The 20,127-nt window shown below is 62.3% G+C and carries 19 protein-coding genes and 1 tRNA gene; 16 read left to right on the top strand and 4 right to left on the bottom strand.

Features of this window, described 5'->3' with window-relative positions; genetic code table 11:
* The first annotated feature begins 20 nt into the window (after window positions 1-20).
* Window positions 21-764 (top strand): transcriptional regulator FnrL, encoded by a 744-nt coding sequence (gene fnrL / locus DFK10_RS00405; protein ID WP_408005551.1) that lies wholly within the window; start codon window positions 21-23, stop codon window positions 762-764.
* Window positions 765-802: 38 nt separating this feature from the next.
* Here fnrL and DFK10_RS00400 read toward each other — a convergent pair whose 3' ends face one another.
* Window positions 803-1,645 carry a universal stress protein gene (locus DFK10_RS00400; RefSeq protein WP_109385453.1) on the bottom strand — a complete coding sequence of 281 codons (843 nt, stop codon included), beginning with the start codon at window positions 1,643-1,645 and terminating at the stop codon, window positions 803-805.
* 192 nt (window positions 1,646-1,837) lie between these two features.
* Between DFK10_RS00400 and ccoN the strand changes: the two genes are divergently transcribed.
* The 8 genes from ccoN (at window position 1,838) to ccoS (ending at window position 9,883) form a co-directional block, all read left to right on the top strand.
* Complete coding sequence (ccoN, locus tag DFK10_RS00395) at window positions 1,838-3,430, top strand: cytochrome-c oxidase, cbb3-type subunit I (RefSeq protein WP_109385451.1); 1,593 nt, start codon at window positions 1,838-1,840, stop codon at window positions 3,428-3,430.
* Window positions 3,431-3,442: 12 nt separating this feature from the next.
* The gene (gene ccoO / locus DFK10_RS00390; RefSeq protein WP_109385449.1) at window positions 3,443-4,219 is read left to right on the top strand and encodes a cytochrome-c oxidase, cbb3-type subunit II; all 777 of its coding nucleotides are present in this window, start codon (window positions 3,443-3,445) and stop codon (window positions 4,217-4,219) included.
* Between the two features lie 10 nt (window positions 4,220-4,229).
* Window positions 4,230-4,448 carry a cbb3-type cytochrome c oxidase subunit 3 gene (locus DFK10_RS00385; protein WP_109385447.1) on the top strand — a complete coding sequence of 73 codons (219 nt, stop codon included), beginning with the start codon at window positions 4,230-4,232 and terminating at the stop codon, window positions 4,446-4,448.
* Window positions 4,445-5,335, top strand: a complete 891-nt coding sequence (ccoP, locus tag DFK10_RS00380) for a cytochrome-c oxidase, cbb3-type subunit III (protein WP_109385445.1) — start codon at window positions 4,445-4,447, stop codon at window positions 5,333-5,335. The genes DFK10_RS00385 and ccoP overlap by 4 nt, the downstream gene beginning before the upstream one ends.
* Window positions 5,336-5,635: 300 nt before the next feature.
* Window positions 5,636-7,054 (top strand): cytochrome c oxidase accessory protein CcoG, encoded by a 1,419-nt coding sequence (ccoG, locus tag DFK10_RS00375; protein ID WP_109385443.1) that lies wholly within the window; start codon window positions 5,636-5,638, stop codon window positions 7,052-7,054.
* On the top strand, window positions 7,054-7,500 hold the full coding sequence (locus DFK10_RS00370) for a FixH family protein (protein WP_217810019.1): 447 nt from the start codon (window positions 7,054-7,056) through the stop codon (window positions 7,498-7,500). The genes ccoG and DFK10_RS00370 overlap by 1 nt, the downstream gene beginning before the upstream one ends.
* Window positions 7,500-9,704 carry a heavy metal translocating P-type ATPase gene (locus DFK10_RS00365; protein WP_217810018.1) on the top strand — a complete coding sequence of 735 codons (2,205 nt, stop codon included), beginning with the start codon at window positions 7,500-7,502 and terminating at the stop codon, window positions 9,702-9,704. The genes DFK10_RS00370 and DFK10_RS00365 overlap by 1 nt, the downstream gene beginning before the upstream one ends.
* 2 nt (window positions 9,705-9,706) lie before the next feature.
* Window positions 9,707-9,883 (top strand): cbb3-type cytochrome oxidase assembly protein CcoS, encoded by a 177-nt coding sequence (gene ccoS, locus DFK10_RS00360; RefSeq protein WP_109385439.1) that lies wholly within the window; start codon window positions 9,707-9,709, stop codon window positions 9,881-9,883.
* A 1-nt stretch (window position 9,884) separates the two neighbouring features.
* On the opposite strand, the gene DFK10_RS00355 is transcribed toward ccoS, so the two are convergent.
* Window positions 9,885-10,913: a LacI family DNA-binding transcriptional regulator gene (locus DFK10_RS00355; RefSeq protein ID WP_109385437.1), complete on the bottom strand. Its 1,029-nt coding sequence runs from the start codon at window positions 10,911-10,913 to the stop codon at window positions 9,885-9,887.
* Between the two features lie 104 nt (window positions 10,914-11,017).
* On the opposite strand from DFK10_RS00355, the gene DFK10_RS00350 reads away from it, so the two are divergent.
* The 4 genes from DFK10_RS00350 (at window position 11,018) to DFK10_RS00335 (ending at window position 15,412) form a co-directional block, all read left to right on the top strand.
* Entirely contained in the window at window positions 11,018-12,106 is a 1,089-nt protein-coding gene (locus tag DFK10_RS00350; protein ID WP_217810017.1) for a carbohydrate ABC transporter permease, read from the top strand.
* On the top strand, window positions 12,103-12,936 hold the full coding sequence (locus DFK10_RS00345) for a carbohydrate ABC transporter permease (protein WP_109385435.1): 834 nt from the start codon (window positions 12,103-12,105) through the stop codon (window positions 12,934-12,936). Before DFK10_RS00350 ends, DFK10_RS00345 begins: the two co-directional genes overlap by 4 nt.
* A gap of 26 nt (window positions 12,937-12,962) precedes the next feature.
* The gene (locus DFK10_RS00340) at window positions 12,963-14,237 is read left to right on the top strand and encodes an extracellular solute-binding protein (protein ID WP_109385433.1); all 1,275 of its coding nucleotides are present in this window, start codon (window positions 12,963-12,965) and stop codon (window positions 14,235-14,237) included.
* 65 nt (window positions 14,238-14,302) lie between these two features.
* Window positions 14,303-15,412 carry a glycoside hydrolase 5 family protein gene (locus tag DFK10_RS00335; protein ID WP_109385431.1) on the top strand — a complete coding sequence of 370 codons (1,110 nt, stop codon included), beginning with the start codon at window positions 14,303-14,305 and terminating at the stop codon, window positions 15,410-15,412.
* 142 nt (window positions 15,413-15,554) lie between these two features.
* Here DFK10_RS00335 and DFK10_RS00330 read toward each other — a convergent pair whose 3' ends face one another.
* Entirely contained in the window at window positions 15,555-16,727 is a 1,173-nt protein-coding gene (locus tag DFK10_RS00330; protein WP_109385429.1) for an ROK family transcriptional regulator, read from the bottom strand.
* Window positions 16,728-16,905: 178 nt separating this feature from the next.
* Here DFK10_RS00330 and DFK10_RS00325 point away from each other — a divergent pair, with 178 nt between their 5' ends.
* The 3 genes from DFK10_RS00325 to DFK10_RS00315 all read left to right on the top strand — a co-directional run bounded on the left by DFK10_RS00325 (window position 16,906) and on the right by DFK10_RS00315 (window position 19,913).
* The gene (locus DFK10_RS00325; protein ID WP_109385427.1) at window positions 16,906-17,925 is read left to right on the top strand and encodes a sugar ABC transporter substrate-binding protein; all 1,020 of its coding nucleotides are present in this window, start codon (window positions 16,906-16,908) and stop codon (window positions 17,923-17,925) included.
* Window positions 17,926-18,057: 132 nt separating this feature from the next.
* Window positions 18,058-19,134 (top strand): ABC transporter permease, encoded by a 1,077-nt coding sequence (locus tag DFK10_RS00320; protein ID WP_109385425.1) that lies wholly within the window; start codon window positions 18,058-18,060, stop codon window positions 19,132-19,134.
* Window positions 19,131-19,913 carry an ATP-binding cassette domain-containing protein gene (locus DFK10_RS00315; RefSeq protein ID WP_109385423.1) on the top strand — a complete coding sequence of 261 codons (783 nt, stop codon included), beginning with the start codon at window positions 19,131-19,133 and terminating at the stop codon, window positions 19,911-19,913. Before DFK10_RS00320 ends, DFK10_RS00315 begins: the two co-directional genes overlap by 4 nt.
* A 136-nt stretch (window positions 19,914-20,049) precedes the next feature.
* On the opposite strand, the gene DFK10_RS00310 is transcribed toward DFK10_RS00315, so the two are convergent.
* Window positions 20,050-20,126: transfer RNA gene (locus DFK10_RS00310), tRNA-Pro, on the bottom strand.
* Window position 20,127 lies beyond the last annotated feature (1 nt).

The following is a 20,127-nucleotide window of genomic DNA, read 5'->3' as shown; positions in this document are numbered from 1 at the left end:
TGCGAACGGGGACCAAAGCTGTGTCTATTTCTCTGTCGACAACGGATATCCGTTGCGCGGAATGCCCGATCCGACATCGGGCGGTTTGTTCCAACTGCAATGAGGAAGAGCTTCAGCAGCTGGACCAGATCAAATACTATCGCACCTACGCGCCCGGACAGACGATCGCCTGGGCGGGCGACGAATTGACCTTTGTCGGCTCGGTCGTTCGGGGCGTCGCATCGCTCAGTCAGACGATGGAAGACGGGCGCACGCAGATGGTTGGGCTTCTTCTGCCGTCGGATTTCGTTGGCCGGCCGGGGCGCAACTCCTTGCCATACGATGTCACGGCAGTGTCCGAGATCACGCTGTGCTGCTTTCGGCGCAAACCGTTCGAAAAGCAACTGGCAGCAACGCCGCATATCTCGGAACGCCTGCTGGAGATGACGCTGGACGATCTGGACGCGGCGCGAGAATGGATGCTGATCCTGGGCCGCAAGACCGCGCGCGAGAAGATCGCAAGCCTTTTGACGATCATCGCCCGGCGCGAGAAAAGCATGGAATTCGCCGCGCAAGGCGACGCGGTCATCATCGACCTTCCGCTGACGCGCGAAGCGATGGCCGACTACCTTGGGCTGACGCTGGAAACCGTGAGCCGCCAGATCTCGGCGCTCAAGCGCGAAGGACTCATCCAGTTGGATGGCAAACGGCGCATCATCGTGCCCGACATGCCGGCCCTGATGGACGAGACCGGCGACGACATGGATGGCGGGATGATCACCTGACCAGACCGCTGACCCAGCTGTTTCGCGGATCAAACCCATCAATGCGCCATGAGAATCGGCACCTGCGCCGTTTCCAGCATTTCGCGGGTGGCCCCGCCCAGAACGGCCTCGCGGACACGGGAATGGCCGTAGGCTCCCATGACGATCAACTGGCTGCCATGCTCGGCGACGAAACGGTTCAGCACGGCTGAGACCCGCGGAAGGGTCTTGGCGAGGATCGAAACCTCCGACTTCACCCCATGCCGTGCCAGCATGAGGCACAGCACCCCACCGGGATCGGACCTTTCCGGCGAATGGCTGGGCGGGTCAACCATCACGATATCACTGTGCTCGGCCCCCTTCAGAACCGGCAAAGCCTTGCGGACCGCTTCGAGGCTTTCGTCGCTTTCGTTCCAGGCGATCACGGCCCGGTCGAAGGGTCTGGAATAGTCCAGCGCCTTGCGCGGCACGACCATCACCGGCGCACCTGTGCCGAAAAGCGCAGCCTCCAGCGTCAGCACCTGAAGCTGCGTCGCCTCTTCGCCATAGGGCTGGGCGGCCACGATCAGGTCGGCATAGCGCACAAGGCGCGCTACGGTGGTATCAAGCCCAAGGGTCGTGACCACAGCGGGCGCAACGACCGCGGACAGGTCATAGGCCTTCAGGATGTCCTCGGCCCATGTAACAAGCTCATCGGCGCGGGCGCGGGCCTCGTCGGCGCCGGCCTCCAGGATGACCGCCGCAGTGCCGACCGGCATCGCCTCGTAGCGGGCCGGGTCTATGCCCAATGCATGCACGTCGAGATGCGCCTGTTCGCGCACGGCGATTTCTGCGGCCGCGCTCAAGGCGGGCGCATCGGCGACCATATCCGTGACGATCACTGAAATTGTCTTGTATGCCATGGCGAATCCTCGGTTCTTGCACGCCAATCAAACGGGCGTTCGCGGTACCTGACGCTTTTCACTCCTAACAACGTCAGAGCCGGATTCACTTGACATGGATCAAGGCTGCACCGCCCCGAAAAGTGAGAAACCCCGAACCCATAAGCATCCGCCGGGACGAATCCGTCCGGGCTAACGAAGGGAACGCACGTCATGTGGGATTGGATCAAGATCGCGGTCTTGGGGCTTGTCGCCCTGCTGGCCGCACTGACGGCGAATTTTGCGAGGGACCTAGCCTATCAGGTCCACGCATTGATCGTCATGGCCGTCGCCGCCGGTTTGTTCATCTATACGGTGAGAACCGCGGGCGACGAAAAACCGGCGCAGACCGGATATAACGACGGGGTTGTGCGCGCAGGCGTCATCGCCACGGCTTTCTGGGGTATCGCGGGGTTCCTTGTAGGGACCTTCATCGCGTTCCAGTTGGCCTTTCCGCAACTCAACTTCGACTTCCTGCAAGGCTATGGCAATTTCGGTCGTCTGCGTCCTCTCCACACATCGGCTGTGATCTTCGCCTTCGGCGGCAACGCGCTGTTGGCCTCGTCCTTCTACGTCGTGCAGCGCACCAGCGCCGCCCGGCTCTGGGGTGGAAACGCCGCATGGTTCGTCTTCTGGGGCTACCAGCTGTTCATCGTTCTGGCCGCGACCGGCTACCTGATGGGCGCCACGCAGTCCAAGGAATATGCCGAGCCGGAATGGTATGTTGACCTCTGGCTCACCATTGTCTGGGTCGTTTACCTCGGAATCTTCCTGGGCACGATCATCAAGCGCAAGGAACCCCACATCTACGTGGCCAACTGGTTCTACCTGTCCTTCATCATCACTGTGGCCATGCTGCACGTGGTCAACAACCTGGCCATCCCGGTGTCGTTGATGGGGGCGCGTTCTGTCGGTGTTATGGCCGGCGTTCAGGACGCCATGACCCAGTGGTGGTATGGCCACAACGCGGTGGGCTTCTTCCTGACCGCAGGCTTCCTGGGCATGATGTACTACTTCGTGCCCAAGCAGGCCGAACGGCCGGTCTTTTCCTATAAGCTGTCGATCATCCACTTCTGGGCCCTGATCTTCATCTATATCTGGGCCGGTCCGCACCACCTGCACTACACCGCGCTGCCCGACTGGGCCTCGACGCTCGGCATGGTGTTCTCGATCGTGCTCTGGATGCCCTCCTGGGGCGGCATGATCAACGGCCTGATGACGCTTTCGGGCGCCTGGGACAAGATCCGCACCGACCCGATCATCCGCATGATGGTGATCTCGATCGGCTTCTACGGCATGTCGACCTTCGAAGGTCCGATGATGTCGATCCGCGCGGTCAACTCCCTGTCGCACTATACCGACTGGACCATCGGCCACGTGCACTCGGGTGCGCTCGGCTGGAACGGCATGATCACCTTCGGCGCGCTCTACTTCCTGACCCCGCGCCTTTGGAACCGTGCCCGGCTCTATAGCCTCAGCCTGGTGAACTGGCACTTCTGGCTCGCCACCATCGGCATCGTGCTCTACGCGGCGTCGATGTGGGTCACCGGCATCATGGAAGGCCTGATGTGGCGTGAAGTCGACGCGCAAGGGTTCCTGGTGAACTCCTTCGCAGACACCGTCAGTGCCAAGTTCCCGATGTATGTGGTCCGCGGTCTGGGTGGGGTGCTCTACCTCGCTGGTGCGCTGATCATGTGCTACAACCTCTGGATGACGGTCCGCGGGCAGAAAGAAGTTTCCGCCGCCGCCGCCACTCCCGCCGAATAAGGAGAGCAAGAGATGGGTATTCTCGATAAACACAAGGTACTGGAGACCAACGCGACCTTGCTCCTGATCTTCAGTTTCCTGGTCGTGACCGTCGGCGGGATCGTGCAGATCGCACCCCTCTTCTACCTCGAAAACACGATCGAGGACGTCGAGGGGGTGCGCCCCTACACGCCGCTGGAACTGGCAGGGCGGGAGATCTACATCCGCGAAGGCTGCTACGTCTGCCACAGCCAGATGATCCGCCCCATGCGGGACGAGGTCGAACGCTACGGTCACTACTCGCTGGCAGCGGAGTCGATGTATGACCACCCGTTCCAGTGGGGCTCCAAGCGGACCGGGCCGGACCTGGCCCGCGTCGGTGGCCGCTATTCCGACGCCTGGCATGTCGATCACCTAATGGACCCACAGGCCGTGGTGCCGGAATCGGTGATGCCGCCCTATGCCTACCTCATGGATAAGGAGATCACGCCGGAATACATGGGTGATCTTCTGAGCACCCATGCCATGGTCGGTGTGCCCTATACCGAGGACATGATCGCGAACGCCGAGGCGGATTTCTATGCCCAGCTCGATCCGTTCTCGGACGGGTATGACGGGCTGGTGGCGCGCTACATCGTCGACGAGAACCCCGAAGACGATCGCGAGCCGCGCAACACAATCGTCGCGCGCAACTTCGACGGGCAGGCCGCCGTGACCGAGATGGATGCCCTCGTGGCCTACCTGCAGATGCTCGGCACGCTGGTCGATTTCTCGACCTTCACGCCCGAAGAAGCCGCGATGCCGCGCTAAGGAGGAACAGATGGAAACCTATACCTTCCTACGCCAATTCGCAGACAGCTGGATGCTGCTGGCGCTGTTCATCTTCTTCATCGGAACCTGGTTCTGGGCCTTCCGGCCCGGTTCCCGCCCGATGCACGACGATGCGGCCAATTCCATCTTCCGGCACGAGGACGCCCCCGCCGATGACGGCGGCGCCCTCTCCCAGGACAACAACACCGACCCGGAGGGTCAGAAATGAGCGAGAAAAAAGACTATAACGGTGTCGAAACCACCGGCCACGAATGGGATGGCATCGAAGAACTGAACAATCCGCTACCGCGCTGGTGGGTCTGGGTCTTCTACGCAACGATCGTCTGGGGCATCGGCTACACCATCGCCTATCCGGCCTGGCCCGGCATCAAGAATTCGACAGCGGGTCTGCTGGGGTTCTCGACGCGGGCGAACGTCGCGGCCGATATTGCCGCCGTGAATGAACAGAACGCGGCATTGGTGACAGAGCTGGCAAGCGCCGACCTCGTCGCGCTGGTCGATAACCGCGACAGCGAGCTTTACAGCTATGCGGTGAATGGCGGGCGCGCGATCTTCGCGGCCAATTGTTCGCAATGCCACGGATCGGGCGCCAACGGTGTCGCCGAAGGCAATGGTTATCCCAACCTGCGGGACGACGCCTGGCTCTGGGGCGGCACGGTGGACGAAATCGCCTTCACTGTAAGCCACGGCATCCGCAACGAACAGTCGCTTGACGCGCGCTGGTCCGAGATGCCGGCCTTTGGCGAGATACTTCCCCAGGAAGAGGTCGAGCAGGTCGTGCAATACGTCCTCTCGCTGAGCGGCAACGAAACCGAGGCCGCACTGGTCGAGGCCGGGGCGGAAGTCTATGACATCAACTGCTCCGCCTGCCACGGGGTCGAAGGCCTGGGCGACACCTTCCAGGGCGCGCCGAACCTTACCGATGCGATCTGGCTCTATGGCGGCGACGTGGAAAGCGTGACCGAAACCGTCATGAATTCCCGCTTCGGCGTCATGCCGGCCTGGTCGCAGGACTTCAACGAGGCCTTCGGCCTGACCGCCGACGAGGTCAATGCGGTGGCTGTCTACGTCCACCAGCTGGGCGGCGGCCAGTAAAGGAATTGCCGGGGCTTTGCAGCGGCCCCAGGCAAAAGCGGACCTGATACCTGTTCGCGCATTCCATCAGGCCCGCGCCCTTCTGATCGGAGGGCAACACCCCCGAGGTTCAGCCTCGGGGGTGTTCTTTTACAAAGTGTCGCAGTCCCTGGGGATCGCGACCGCGAAATGCGATCATATATCACAAAAAACAAACCTGAACCGCAGATACGGCTTTTCAGTTGATCCAAGTCAAAGCCATGGGGCGGTCGGATCAGCGAAACCCGGAACAACGCGAACACCTAAGGACAGGATGATTCCATGAGTTCGACCGACGAACCATCGCTTTACGCCAAGCGAGAGCCCGTCTTCCCGCGCAAGGTAAAGGGCAAGTTCCGCACCTTGAAGTGGTGGATCATGGCGGTGACGCTTGGCATCTATTACCTGACTCCGTGGATCCGCTGGGACCGTGGTCCGGCGCTACCGGATCAGGCGGTCCTGATCGACATGGCCAACCGTCGGTTCTTCTTCTTCTGGATCGAGATCTGGCCGCACGAATTCTATTTCATCGCGGGCCTGCTGATCATGGCGGGGCTTGGGTTGTTCCTGTTCACCTCGGCGCTGGGGCGGGTCTGGTGCGGCTACACGTGCCCGCAAACAGTCTGGACCGACCTTTTCGTGCTGACCGAACGCTGGATCGAGGGCGACCGCAACGCCCGCGTCCGGTTGTGGAAGCAGAAATGGGACGGCAAGAAAATCCGCCTGCGGCTGCAGAAATACATCGTCTGGGCCTTGATCGGGCTGGCAACAGGCGGGGCCTGGATCTTCTACTTTGCCGACGCGCCAACGCTGCTGCAGAACCTCGTCACCGGACAGGCGCATCCGATTGCCTATACCACGATGGGTATCCTGACCTTCACCACCGTCTTCATGGGGGGCATCGCCCGGGAACAGGTTTGCATCTATGCCTGCCCGTGGCCGCGCATCCAAGCCGCCATGATGGACGAGGACACGATCACGATCGGCTACCGCGAGTGGCGCGGCGAACCGCGTGGCAAGGGCAAGGCCCGCGACGGGCTGGGCGACTGCATCGACTGCAATGCCTGCGTGAATGTCTGCCCGATGGGCATTGATATCCGCGACGGCCAGCAGCTCGCCTGCATCACCTGCGGCCTGTGCATCGACGCTTGTGACGACATGATGGAGAAGGTCGGAAAACCACGCGGGTTGATCGACTATTTCACCCTGCGCGACGAGGAAGTCGAACGTGCCGGCGGAACTGCAAAGCACATCTATCGTCACATCTTCCGCCCGCGCACGATGCTTTACACCGCGCTCTGGGCGGCGGTCGGGCTGGTCCTTGTCGTGGCTCTGTTCATCCGTTCCGAGATCGACCTGACCGTGCGGCCCGAGCGCAACCCGCTTTTCGACCAGATGTCGGACGGGTCGGTGCGCAACACCTACGAACTGCGCATCCGCAACATGACGGGCGACGATCGGCCGTTCCGCATCACCGTCAGCGGGGATCCAATGTTGTTCCTGCAGATCGAGGGCACGCCCTACGAAACCGTCGAGGTCGGTGCCGATGAGATGCTGATCCAGCGGGTTTATGTCACCGCGCCAGCCGGCTCCGAGGCTTCGGAAGACGCCCGCACGGATTTCCGCATCTGGGTCGAAGACCTCGAAAGCAACGAACGCACCTACGAAGACACACATTTCAACGGATTGGAGAGCCGATAATGGTTATCACCGGACGCAGATTCTTCCTTATCTTCGCGGGGGCCTTCCTGGTCATCATCACGGTCAACTTGTTCCTGGCCTTTTCGGCGGTGCGCACCTTTCCCGGGCTTGAGGTCAAGAATTCCTACGTCGCCAGCCAGAACTGGGACGAGGAGCGTGCGGCCCAGCTGGCCCTCGACTGGACAGTGGACGCCGTCGTGCGGAACGAGATCCTGACGCTGACGATCACCGATGCCGACGGGGCCCCGGTCGAAGTGCAAAGCCTCGATGGTATCTTCGGCCGGGCCACGTCTGTGCGCGATGACCAGGTGCCCGCCTTCGAATTCAATGGCGAGGCCTATGTCGCCCCGGTCGAAACATCGGGCGGCAACTGGAACCTGCGTCTCGAAGCGATCGCGCCGGACGGGACAGAGTTCAAACAGCGGATCGTGGTTCTGGTGGATTGATGTCGACGACCGACTTCGAAACTGAGTTCGAGACAGGGGCCGCAGCCTGCCCTGGCTGTTCGATGGCCAGCGTCGCCGCGCAGCATGCGCGCCGTCAGGCCGGAGACCAGGATGAAACCATCCTCGTGTCCCTGCCGACAATTCATTGCGCCGCCTGTATCAACACGGTCGAACAGGGGCTTCTGGCCCTCCCCCATGTCAAGGATGCGCGGGTCAACCTGACCCGCAAGCGCGCCACGGTTCATGCCGACCCCGGGACGGACCCCGCGGACATCGTCGCCGATGTGGAACGGCTTGGCTACGAGGCGCACCTGCTGGATTCCGCAACACTTTCCGGGGATGCGGCGGACCGGGCCGGACGCGATCTGCTGATGCGTCTGGCGGTGGCCGGCTTCGCCTCGATGAACGTGATGCTGCTGAGCGTCGCCGTCTGGTCCGGCGCCGAGGGCGCGACCCGCGACCTGTTCCACTGGATTTCCGCCGCCATCGTCATGCCCGCGGTGGCGTTTTCCGCCCTGCCCTTCTTTCGCAATGCCTGGACCGCGCTGAGGGCCGGGCACCTGAACATGGACGTTCCGATTTCGCTGGCGATCCTGCTGGCGCTTGTCACCTCGCTTTGGGAAACGTCGCTATCCGGCGAACATGCCTATTTCGACGCCGCCATCGCGTTGACGTTCTTCCTGCTGACGGGGCGCTACCTGGACCACCGCACGCGATCCGTGGCCCGATCCGCCGCCCGCGAGCTGGCCGCACTGGAAGTGCCAAAGGCGTGGCGCGTCGGGGCGGATGGCGATGAGAAGGTCGATGTCGCGACCCTGTCTGTCGGTGACATGATCCGCGTCCATCCCGGTGCCCGTATGCCCGTGGACGGGGAAATCACCGATGGCACATCGGAACTCGACCGATCCCTTCTGACCGGCGAGACAGTGCCGGTCTATGCCGAACCGGGCCGCGCCGTCAGCGCGGGCGAAGTAAACCTGACCGGACCGCTGGTGATCCGTGCCACCGCGGTGGGCCGCGATACGTCGCTGCACCGCATGGCCGACCTTGTTGCCATCGCGGAGTCCGGGCGGTCACGCTATACATCGCTGGCCGACAAGGCGGCCAAGCTCTATGCGCCCGGCGTGCACATCCTGTCGGCCTTGGCCTTCGTTGGGTGGTTGCTCTATTCCGGCGACCTGCGCGTGGCGCTGAACATCGCAGCCGCCGTTCTGATCATCACCTGCCCCTGCGCCCTCGGGCTGGCGGTTCCGGCGGTGACGACCGCTGCCTCTGGCCGCTTGTTCCGGCATGGCCTTCTCATCAAGAACGCGACCGCGCTGGAGCGCTTGGCACAGGTCGATACGGTCATGTTCGACAAGACCGGCACGCTGACCGCCGGCACGCCGGTTCTGACGAACCTTGAGGCGATCCCGCCCCGTGACCTGCAAATCGCATTGGCCCTCGCCGAAGGATCGGCCCATCCCTTGTCCAAGGCCTTGACCCAGGCCGCGCGTGACGCCGGGGTCGCCCCCGCCGACATTTCCGGGATCACCGAGGTCCCCGGTCACGGCACCGAAGGCGTGTGGCAGGGTCAAAAGGTGCAACTTGGCCGCGCCGCGTGGGTCGGGGCCGAGCCATCTGACCAAACTGCCGCATGGTTGCGCATAGGCGATGGTGCCCCGCAATCCTTCCTGTTCACCGACCGCCTGCGTGACGGCGCCGCCGAAACCGTGGCCGCCCTCAAGGAGAGTGGCCTGCGCGTGATCCTGATGTCCGGCGACAGCCCCAAAGCCGTTCAATCGCTGGCCGAGACCCTAGGGATTGACGACTGGACCGCCGAGGCGCTTCCGGCTGACAAGGCCGACCGGATCAATGCGCTGAGCGACCAGGGCGCCAAAGTGCTGATGGTCGGCGACGGGCTGAACGATACCGCCGCCTTGACCGCCGCACATGCGTCGATCTCGCCCGCGTCTGCGCTGGATGCGGCCCGGGTGGCCTCTGATATCGTGTTGCTCGGGTCGTCCCTGTCGCCTCTGCCCGAGGCGATCCGAACCGCCGGGCGCAGCGTCCGTCGCATCCGGGAAAACTTCACCATCGCGACCTGGTACAATATCATTGCCGTGCCGCTTGCCGTGGCGGGCTTGTGTTCGCCGCTCATAGCGGCTCTGGCCATGTCGGCCAGTTCGATCACCGTGTCCCTGAACGCCCTGCGCGTGAGGTAGCTATGGAAGTTCTGTCGTTCCTGATCCCGATCTCGCTGACCCTTGGCATCGTGGGCCTTATCGCCTTTGTCTGGACCGTGCGCAGCAACCAGTATGACGACCCCGAAGGTGACGCCCGCCGAATCCTTTCGGACACCTATGACGACCACCCGGCAGAAGACGAGCCGCCCGCCCGATAGATCACTGCGCGGCGGACACCCCACCAAGGACATGCGAGTCGCGCAGGACCAATGGGCATTCCATGCGTTCAACGACCGATGGGGCGGTGGACGTGGCGATCAGCGAGTCCACACACCACTGGCCCATTTCACGATGCGGCAGAAGAACGGTCGAAAGCGGCGGTGAAAGGTGCTGCGCGATCTCCTGGTCGTCATAGCCCATGACCGCAACGGTTTCGCCCGGGCGCTCACCCAGTTCCTTGAGGGCCTCGTAGCACCCGACCGCCATCAGGTCGTTGGCGCAAAAAATCGCATCCGGGCGACGATCCTGTGACATCAGCTTGTGCGTGGCGAGGCGACCGCCCGAGGGCAGGAAATTTCCCTCGACGATCAAGGATGGATCCACCGGAATGCCGGCAGCACGCAGGGCCCTTTCATAGCCTTCCATGCGCTGGTCCGAGGCCTCCATCCAAGGCTCACCCGAGATGAAGGCGATCCGCTTGTGCCCCTCGGCGATCAGAGCGGCGGTCGCGACCTCTCCTCCACGCCGTTCGGCCGGAACGATCGACCCGAATTGCCCATCGGGATCGTAACAATTGAGAAGCACCGCGCGATGCCGCGCCAGCCCGTCAGGCGGCGCCAACGCCCGGGTCAGGATCGACCCGTAGATGACGCCGATGGCATTGTCCCCCGCCCATTTCTTGAGAACCGCCGCCTCATAGGCGGCATCGCCCCCCGTCATCACGACCTCAAGCAGGATGTTGTGTTTCCAGGCCTCTTCCTGCGCGCCCTCGATCGAAATCGAGGCAAAGGGGCTGGTGGCGATCTCATCCATGATCAGGCCAATCACACCCTGCCCGGCGGCCTTGGGCGGCCGACCGGCCCCCCGCGGGCGATAACCCAATTCCTCGACCGCGCTCATCACCCTTTTGCGGGTGTCGCGGCTGATACGCATGTCTTCCAGCCCGTTGAGCACGAAGGACACCGTTGACTGCGACACACCCGCCCGCAAAGCGACGTCCTTCATCGTTATCCGGTTTTTCTTCTGCATTCTCAGCACTTTCCGGCGCGGCAAAACAAAGATTGTGTTGTGCTAAATAATATTGCTAATATTTTTAGCACAAGAAGATTCGCATTCGGATCAGGGAGGAGACGATGCGACAGGGCCGCAAATCCTATCTAAGCCAACAGCAATCAGCCTGGCTGTTGCTGGCGCCGTTTCTGGTGACCTATGCCTTGTTTCTCGTCTATCCGTTCTTCCGCGGCATCTGGATCAGCCTGCATGACTGGAACCTTCTGGCCGTCGCATTCAACCCCGACGCAAAGGATTTCATCGGCCTGCGCAACTACGAGCGGGTCATGTGGGGCCGGAACATCGAATGGGGCTTCACCGCCCCGCTGCTGCAAGGTCTCGGCCTGATCGGCCTTGCTTTCACCGCCTTCCTTCATCGGACGAACCGGTTGAGCCGCTTCAACACGATCGCCCTTGGGATCGTTTCGCTGCTCTTGGTTGTCCTCCCCGGCTTTCACCCCGGTGAAGGGGGGCGGTGGTATGATCGCCGGTTCTGGCCGACCGTGGCCAACACCGTTCTGTTCGTTGGATTGACCGTGCCGGGGGTGACGGTTTCCGCCCTTCTTCTGGCGGCGGGTATGAATCGTGAAACACGCGCCATGGGTATCCTGCGCACATTGTTTTTCCTGTCTCAGGTGCTTTCCGTCACGGTGGTGACCCTGATCTGGCAGATCATGTTCTCGCCCAGGCAAGGCCTCATCGCGAATATCACCGAGGTCATGGGCGGCACGCCGATCAACTGGTTGACGGATCAGCAATTCGCCATGGCCGCCATCGTGATCGCGACGGTCTGGTGGTCGCTGGGGATCGCCATGATCCTGTTCCTCGCCGGACTGCAGGACATCTCGTCCGAGATCTACGAGGCGGCCGCGCTGGACAATGCCCGTGGGGCGCGGGCGTTCTGGTACATCACCCTGCCCAACCTGCGGCGCACGATCACGCTGGTCGTCGTGTTGCAGATCATCCTGCATTTCCAGGTCTTCGGACAGTCGCACCTTATGACACAGGGCGGGCCGAACGACACGACGCAGGTGCTCGTGCGCTACATCTACCAGACGGGGTTCCGCGACAGCGAACTTGGAAGGGCCAGCGCGATGGCCGTTTTCCTCTTCGTCATCATGGGCGCCTTTTCCGTGATCCAGTTCATCATCGGCCGGGAGAAAGACGAATGAACCGAGGATATTACTGGCTTGTCATCGCGCTTTCGATCCCGGCCTTCATCTGGCTGGTGCCGACGCTCTGGATGGTTTCGCTGTCGTTCCAGCCCAATGACGTTCTGGCGCGCACGACCTCCAGCACGGCCTTTGGCCTGGTGCCCCTGCCCTTCACCGCCGACAATTACGCCGCACTGTTCACCTTCGGGCAGACACCGTGGTGGTTCCTGAACTCGCTGATCGTTTCGCTTGGGATGACGCTGGGTGTTCTGGCCGTGTCCACAACGGCCGGTTACGCCCTGGCGCGGCTCGACTTTCCCTTCAAGCGGACCATCCTGGTGATCTGCCTGGTGGGCCTCATGGTGCCGGAGCAGGCCGTGTTCATCCCGCTCTACACGATGTTCGCCGACCTTGGCTGGCACAACAGCTATCACGCGCTGATCCTGCCGCGCATGGCGGTGCCGATCGGGGTTTTCCTGATGCTGCAGTTCTTCCGCGCCATTCCCCAGGACATTGAAGAAGCTGCGCGCCTCGATGGCGTCGGCTGGCTGCGCATCTTCTGGTACATCATGCTGCCTCTGGCCCGCCCGGCGATGATGACCCTGGCGATCCTGACATTCCTTTACGCCTGGAACGACTACCTCTGGCCGCTCGTGAGCGCCCAACAGCGCGAATACTTCACGATCACGCTGGGGCTGGCCTCGATCCAATCCAACTTCGCACAATCGGAAGGGCTGGGCCGTGTCATGGCCTCGGGCGTCATCGCCTCGCTTCCGGTCGTCATCCTGTTCCTGATCTTCCAGCGCTACGTGGTGCAAGCCATGACCGCTGGCGGGTCCAAGGGATAATCCGCACATCCAAAGGGAGGAAACCGATGAAACATGTGCTACTGACAGCGGCCGCCGCCGCATCCTTCGCCAGCGCCGCACCGGCGCAAGAGGTGACGCTCGCCCGCTTCTTCGGCGCCTGCGAGGACGCCGGGACCGACACCACCACCAGCGTCGGCGAACCCTGCATCATCCAGTCGATCATCAATGCCGCCAGCGCCGAGATCGACGGCGTCACCGTCAACACCCTGCCGACCGACTGGGGCAATTACTACGACCAGGTGAAAGCGGCCTTTGCCGGAGGCACGCCGCCGGACGTGTTCGTGATGCACCGTCACCGTATTCCCGAATTCGCCGGGCTTGGCGCGCTGGCCGAAATCTCGGGCGACCTGGAAGCGGCAGGCATCGACCCCGCCGACTGGTCCGAGAACGCCCTTGAAGCAGTCAGCTACGAGGGCGGCATCTACGGTGTTCCGATGGATTTCCATGCCAACCTCTGGCACGTCAACATGGACCTGATGGCCGAAGCCGGGCTGGTCGAGAACGGCGAGCCGATCCTGCCGTCGTCGCCCGAAGAGCTGATGGAACATGCCCAGATGGTCAAGGACGCCACCGGGCAGGACTACCTGGCGGCCGACTTCGCCCAGTTCCCGATCGGCGTGCGCCTTGTGCTGGCGCTGATGTGGCAGCAGGACTCCAACATCTTCTCCGAGGACGGCACCGCCACCATCAACACCGAGGCCGGCGCAAACGCAGTGACCGCGATCACCCAGTTGTTCGATGCCGGGCTGGCCAATCCTCAGCTGAACTACGCGGACAGCCAGCAAGCCTTCCTGAATGGCGAAGCGGCGGTTCTGGTCAACGGCACCTGGGTCGTGGATTTCTACGCCGCCGAGGCCGCCAAGGAAGAGGTCGGGTTGGACAATTACTACGCCGCCGACTTCCCGACGCTGTTCGACACCGGCGCGACCTGGGCGGACAGCCACATGTGGGCGCTGCCCTCGACCATCGACGGCGAAACGCGCGCCGCGGCAATGAAGGTGCTGGCCTTCATCAACGATCACAACATCGACTGGGCGCGTACGGGTCACATGGCCGTCCGCAATTCCGTCGTGGAAAGCGACGCCTACCAGTCGCTGCCGCATCGTGACGAATACGCGGAAACGGCGGCCATCGCCAAGGACACGCCCCCGTCCGAGCGCTACGGCGCCATTCAGGACGTGCTCAACCGCGAACTGCAGGCGATCTGGCTGACCGGCAAGCCGGTTGAGGCCGCCCTTTCCGACGCCGAGCTTGAAGTGCAGGACTTGCTGGACCGCTAAAGCAAGGCGAACAGGCCCCGTCGGCACACCGGCGGGGCCATACTCCATCCCATACGGAACGTCACATGGATCGCTGGAGCGAAAACCGCGCAAAGGAATGGTGGCAGGCTCGCCCCTGGGTTTGTGGATTCAATTTCCTGCCCTCGACCGCCGTCAACTTCATCGAGATGTGGCACCCCGATACATTCGATGCGCCCACAATAGACCGGGAACTCGGTTGGGCGGGTGAGATCGGCTTCAACGCGGTCCGCGTCAACTTGCCCTTCCAGGGCTGGCTGCACGACGGCGACGCGCTGAAGGACCGTCTTGGCCAATTCATGGAAATTGCGGAACGCCATGGCATCGATACCGTTCCCTGCCTTTTCGATGATTGCGGCTTTGGTGGCACCGAACCGGTCTGGGGGCCGCAGCCCGACCCGGTGCCAGGTGTCCATAACAGCCGTGCAATCGCCTCGCCCGGCCGCGCTGTCGTCATGTCCGAGACCCGAACCGACGAATTGCAAGCCTATGTCCGCGACATGGTGCGCAGCTTCCAAAGCGACCCGCGCGTGCTGTTCTGGGATCTTTACAATGAACCCGGCAATCGCATGGATTTTTCCGAGGCAAGCTATGGAAGCTACGACAAGGGTTTGGAAAATCACGCCCTGACGCTGATGGAAAACTGCTTTGCCTGGGCGCGAATGGAAGAGCCCGAAGCCCCCTTGACCGTGGCGGCATGGACCACGCCGCTGCCGGATGATGACGCCCATCCCTATCAGACCGAGATCGACCGCAGCGCCCTGGTGCACTCCGACATCATCACCTTCCACGCGTATTGGAACCGCAAGCGTGTCGGTCAATTCATCGACTACCTGGAGGTTCTGGATCGTCCCATCCTGTGCACCGAATGGATGGCCCGGTCCGTCGACAGCCGCATCTCGGACCAGCTGTCGATGTTCCATGATCGCGGCGTCGGGTGCTTTCAGTGGGGACTGGTCAAGGGCCGCACTCAGACCTGGCTGCCCTGGCCCGATGACCTTGTGCGCGCCCATGGCGGCGAGCCGGATCGCGACATATGGTTCCATGACCTCCTGCACGAGGACGGGACGCCCTACGATGCCGCAGAGGTGGCGACGATCCGTGAACTGACCGCGACCTATGGCTGCCGCACCGATCGCGCAACGACCCTGCCTTGAACTGGTTTCGCGAAGGCCTTTTGCCTGTCCAAGGACCCGCGGTCAGGTGCTGACCGAAGACCGGGCAGCCGATTGGAGGTTTTCATGAATCCGGAATCGCACCTCGTGCTTGTCACGCACCCACCGCCAACCGGCAAGCGCCCTACAACAGAAACTGGCTGCCGATGGGTCGTGTTGCCGCTCCGATGGCACGCGCCTTGGCGCCGATGCTTCCTGCCTCGATCCTTGGAGAGATCAGCCCCCTCGTGTCCTGGGTTCTGACGTAGCGCCGCACCCTTTCCACCAGTTGATTCCGGATCTCGCTTGGGAAGGCGCCATCAATCAATATCGCCTCGAAGTCGATGACCGAACAAACGGACATTGCCGCTTTCGCGAGTTCCTGCGCTGTCTGACCGACCCAAGGGTCGACATAGCGGGACAGTCTGGTCCAGCTCTCCGGGTCTACCCATAACTGCCGGGGGTCGATATCGACCTCGTTCAGGCGCGTTTCCAATTGGCGGATAGACGCCATGTCGACCAATTGCATGCTTTCGCCATTCGGACCGATACTGTGAAGCGATCCCAGCGCTCCGGCATTGCCCTGCCGCCCCTCGTAGACCGCGTTGTCCAGAACGATCCCACCACCGATATAGGCGCCGATGAAGAAATAGGCGTAATCCTGGAATTCCTTGCCACGCCCGAACGTGTGTTCGGCCTGGCAGGCGGCGGTGGCATCATTGAGGATCGAGACCGGGAGGCCCGTCTGACCATGAAGGGTCTGACACAGATCGACGGACTGCCATTCAGGATATTCGGTACGATCGACATTGGCCTGTTCGGACCGGTTCCAGATCTCGAAGGAAACCGCGACCCCAAGACCGCAGACGCGCTTCTTCTGGTCGCTGGTCAGCTGCGCCGTGATTTCGGAGATGCCCTCTTGCAGGAACGCGAAAACGGTGTCGGGCAAGGGTCTGGAATATGTGGTGCTGCGCTCATGGCGCATGGCGCCACCCAGATCAATCAGCGCCAATTCCGCCGAGCGCCACCCGATCTTCAAACCGAAAGAGAAAGCGCCATCCGAATGGATCAGCATCGGGGTCGACGGCTTGCCCACCTTGCCGCGCACCGGCTCGCCCCGAATGACAATGCCCTCCATCTCCAGCCGGCGCAGGATGCTGGACACGGTTGGCGGAGACAGGCCCGCCCGTTTCGCCAAGTCGCTTGCGGGCTGTCCGCCATGTCGCTGAATGAGTGAAAGCAATAGTCGTTCATTGTGGTCGCGAACGCCACGCTGGCTCAGTCCGGTGCTGATAGATCTGACTAGCCCGTCATCCATATGCACAGTCTTAGAACTCCTCCGAAGGTAATCATAGTCGATTCCATTTAATAAAGAAACTTAACTAATTAATTGACACGGCCGGTCGAATCAGGCCTGCTTAGGGCACACGATTGGTTTTGCCTGTCGTCGAAATGCAGAGTGGAGGCTCTGCCAACCAAATATCTGGGAGGATAGTATGAGAAAGCTTCTGGTCGGCACTGCTGTTGCCGCAATCACGTCTGCAGGCGCCGCGATGGCCGAGGGCCACGCGACATCCGCCTGTTTGATCACCAAGACGGACAGCAACCCCTTTTTCGTCAAGATGCGCGAAGGCGCTTCGGCCAAGGCCGAAGAGCTCGGCATCGAGCTGAACACCTATGCAGGCCGGATCGACGGGGACAACGAAACCCAAGTCGCCGCAATCGAAACCTGCATCGCGAACGGCGCCGACGGCATTCTACTGACGCCCTCCGACCCGGCCGCCATCGCGCCAGTGGTTGAACAGGCACGCGATGCGGGTGTGCTGGTGATCGCGCTCGATACGCCGCTCGACCCGATCGACGCAGCGGACATGACCTTCGCAACCGATAACTATCAGGCCGGCGTGCTGATCGGCCAATGGGCTGCGGGCCAACTCGGTGACGCGGCAGCGGACGCCAAGATCGGCCTTCTCAACATCAACATCTCGCAGCCGACCGTCGGCGTCCTGCGCAACCAGGGCTTCCTCGATGGCTTCGGCATCGACCTGGGCGACCCGAACAAGTGGGGCGACGAAACCGATCCGCGCATCATCGGCCATGATGTGAGCGACGGCGCGACCGACGGCGGCCGCCGCGGCATGGAAAACCTGCTTGCGACCGATCCCGAGATCAACGTCGTCTACACCATCAACGAACCGGCCGCCGCCGGGGCCTACGAGGCGCTGCGCGCACTGGGTCGCGAGGACGAGGTTCTGATCGTATCGGTCGATGGCGGCTGCCCCGGTGTGGAGAACATCAAGGACGGCGTGATCGGCGCGACGAGCCAGCAATACCCGCTGATGATGGCGTCACTGGGCATCGAAGCGATCGCCAACTTCGCCGAGACAGGCGAAAAGCCCGCTGCCACCGAGGGCAAGGATTTCTTTGACACCGGCGTCGCGCTGGTGACTGATGATCCTGTCGACGGCGTGCCCTCGATCGACACCGATGAGGGGCTGGAGCTCTGCTGGGGCTGATCCGTTAGATCGTCTGGCGGGCGTCCGTGGATCGCGGGCGCCCGTCAGGACATGCAGGCGACAGCACATGCCGGCGATGCAATAGCTGTCTTGGGACTTGGCGCAACTGGCCGCTTCGGGGGAGGAAAACCGATGCCAACAGACCGCAACGCGGACAACTACGAATCCGTGCTCACAGGGGCGTCAAAGGACGTTGCCTCCTTCGAGGGCGAAGAAAAGGGCTTTGTCGGCCGGCTGCAGGAGATGCTCCACGCAACGCCGTCGCTTGTCCCCCTGATCGTTCTGGTGGCCGCGATCATCATTTTCGGCATCGCCCTCGGCTCGAAATTCTTCTCGCCCTTCGCGCTGACGCTGATCTTGCAGCAGGTGCAAATCGTTGGTGTTCTGGCTGCGGCGCAAAGCCTTGTCATTCTGACTGCGGGTATCGACCTGTCGGTCGGCGCCCTGGCGGTTCTATCCTCGGTCATCATGGGCCAGTTCACGTTCCGATACGGCATTCCGCCGGCGGTCTCGGTCATGCTCGGCCTGACCATCGGCACGGCAATCGGCGCGATCAGCGGCTGGCTGGTCAGCCGGGTCAAACTGCCACCGTTCATCGTCACCTTGGGCATGTGGCAGATCCTGCTGGCCGCCAACTATCTCTACTCTCGCAACGAGACGATCCGCTCTCAGGACATCGAGACCGAGGCGGCGTTCCTGCAATTGCTCGGGGTCAAATTCCAGGCCGGCGGCGCGACGTTCACTCTCGGTGTCCTGCTCATGGTCGGCCTTGTGGCGGCGCTGGCCTACGCGCTGCGCTCCACCGCCTGGGGGCGGCATGTCTATGCGGTCGGCGATGATCCCGAGGCGGCCGAGCTTGCCGGTGTGAACGTCCACAGAACCCTTATGTCGGTCTACATGCTGGTGGGCTTCATTTGTGCGCTGACCGGGTGGGTGATGATCGGGCGCTTCGGCTCGGTGTCGCCAGCCGTGTCCACGGGCATGATGGGCAATATCCAGTCTATCACCGCCGTCGTGATCGGAGGCATCTCGCTTTTCGGTGGGCGCGGTTCAATTGTCGGCGCGTTCTTCGGCGCCCTGATCGTCGGGGTATTCGAACTTGGCCTGCGCATGGCAGGCGCGAACCCGCAATGGACATGGCTCCTGATCGGCGCCCTCATCATCGGGGCGGTGTCGCTGGACCAGTGGATTAGAAAGGTATCGCAATGACCACGGAACCCATCCTCTCAGGGCGCGGACTGATCAAGCGATTTGGCAAGGTCACGGCGCTGGACAGCTGCGACTTCGACCTGATGCCTGGCGAAATCCTGGCCGTGATCGGCGACAACGGGGCCGGCAAGTCCGTCATGATCAAGACGCTTTCGGGCGCGCTTCAGCCGGATGGCGGCCAGGTCTATGTCGAAGGCAAGCCCGTCAATTTCCAATCCCCCATCGACGCGCGGGAGGCGGGGATCGAGACGGTCTACCAGACCCTGGCGATGTCGCCCGCGCTGTCTATCGCGGACAACATGTTCATGGGGCGCGAGATCCGGAAGCCCGGCCTCGTGGGGCAGTGGTTCCGAAAACTCGACAGGCCTGCGATGGAAACCTTCGCTCGTGAGAAGCTCAGTGAACTGGGGCTGCTGACGATCCAGAATATCAACCAGGCAGTCGAAACCCTCTCGGGCGGCCAGCGGCAAGGCGTTGCCGTGGCGCGCGCCGCCGCGTTCGGCTCCAAGGTCATCATCCTGGACGAGCCGACAGCCGCACTGGGCGTGAAGGAGTCGCGCAAGGTGCTGGAGCTGATCCTCGACGTGCGCAGCCGGGGCATCCCGATCATCCTGATCAGCCACAACATGCCCCACGTCTTCGAGGTTGCGGACCGCATCCACATCCATCGGCTCGGGCGCCGCCTTTGCGTCGTGGACCCCAAGGATTACACCATGTCCGACGCCGTCGCGTTCATGACCGGCGCCAAGGAGCCACCCAGCGAAGCCGTGCCGGCGTAGCGAATGGCAGCCAGTATCGAGACGGATCGCCCGCGAAATCGCTTCCGCGCGCATCACTGGCCGTAATCGCGACAGACAAGAATACGGCTGTACATGTACAACCATCGAAATCCTCGTCCAAACGCAATGATTTAATTGGTCGGAGTGAGAGGATTCGAACCTCCGACCCCTGCCTCCCGAAGACAGTGCTCTACCAGGCTGAGCTACACTCCGA

Source organism: Salibaculum griseiflavum (assembly GCF_003129565.1).
In the GTDB taxonomy this organism is placed as follows: Bacteria; Pseudomonadota; Alphaproteobacteria; order Rhodobacterales; family Rhodobacteraceae; genus Salibaculum; species Salibaculum griseiflavum.
The sequence above is the reverse complement of the archived record's forward strand: the minus strand, read 5'-3'. Positions and strand labels throughout refer to the sequence as shown.

What these genes read in the sequence shown, in the direction of transcription:
- DFK10_RS00320 (WP_109385425.1), top strand. Translation starts at nt 18,058, where the DNA reads ATGCCAACAGACCGCAACGCGGACAACTACGAATCCGTGCTCACAGGG.
- DFK10_RS00330 (WP_109385429.1), bottom strand. Translation starts at nt 16,727, where the DNA reads ATGGATGACGGGCTAGTCAGATCTATCAGCACCGGACTGAGCCAGCGT.
- DFK10_RS00325 (WP_109385427.1), top strand. Translation starts at nt 16,906, where the DNA reads ATGAGAAAGCTTCTGGTCGGCACTGCTGTTGCCGCAATCACGTCTGCA.
- DFK10_RS00400 (WP_109385453.1), bottom strand. Translation starts at nt 1,645, where the DNA reads ATGGCATACAAGACAATTTCAGTGATCGTCACGGATATGGTCGCCGAT.
- ccoS (WP_109385439.1), top strand. Translation starts at nt 9,707, where the DNA reads ATGGAAGTTCTGTCGTTCCTGATCCCGATCTCGCTGACCCTTGGCATC.
- ccoO (WP_109385449.1), top strand. Translation starts at nt 3,443, where the DNA reads ATGGGTATTCTCGATAAACACAAGGTACTGGAGACCAACGCGACCTTG.
- DFK10_RS00345 (WP_109385435.1), top strand. Translation starts at nt 12,103, where the DNA reads ATGAACCGAGGATATTACTGGCTTGTCATCGCGCTTTCGATCCCGGCC.
- ccoP (WP_109385445.1), top strand. Translation starts at nt 4,445, where the DNA reads ATGAGCGAGAAAAAAGACTATAACGGTGTCGAAACCACCGGCCACGAA.
- ccoN (WP_109385451.1), top strand. Translation starts at nt 1,838, where the DNA reads ATGTGGGATTGGATCAAGATCGCGGTCTTGGGGCTTGTCGCCCTGCTG.
- DFK10_RS00335 (WP_109385431.1), top strand. Translation starts at nt 14,303, where the DNA reads ATGGATCGCTGGAGCGAAAACCGCGCAAAGGAATGGTGGCAGGCTCGC.
- DFK10_RS00315 (WP_109385423.1), top strand. Translation starts at nt 19,131, where the DNA reads ATGACCACGGAACCCATCCTCTCAGGGCGCGGACTGATCAAGCGATTT.
- DFK10_RS00365 (WP_217810018.1), top strand. Translation starts at nt 7,500, where the DNA reads ATGTCGACGACCGACTTCGAAACTGAGTTCGAGACAGGGGCCGCAGCC.
- ccoG (WP_109385443.1), top strand. Translation starts at nt 5,636, where the DNA reads ATGAGTTCGACCGACGAACCATCGCTTTACGCCAAGCGAGAGCCCGTC.
- DFK10_RS00355 (WP_109385437.1), bottom strand. Translation starts at nt 10,913, where the DNA reads ATGCAGAAGAAAAACCGGATAACGATGAAGGACGTCGCTTTGCGGGCG.
- DFK10_RS00340 (WP_109385433.1), top strand. Translation starts at nt 12,963, where the DNA reads ATGAAACATGTGCTACTGACAGCGGCCGCCGCCGCATCCTTCGCCAGC.
- DFK10_RS00350 (WP_217810017.1), top strand. Translation starts at nt 11,018, where the DNA reads ATGCGACAGGGCCGCAAATCCTATCTAAGCCAACAGCAATCAGCCTGG.
- DFK10_RS00370 (WP_217810019.1), top strand. Translation starts at nt 7,054, where the DNA reads ATGGTTATCACCGGACGCAGATTCTTCCTTATCTTCGCGGGGGCCTTC.
- DFK10_RS00385 (WP_109385447.1), top strand. Translation starts at nt 4,230, where the DNA reads ATGGAAACCTATACCTTCCTACGCCAATTCGCAGACAGCTGGATGCTG.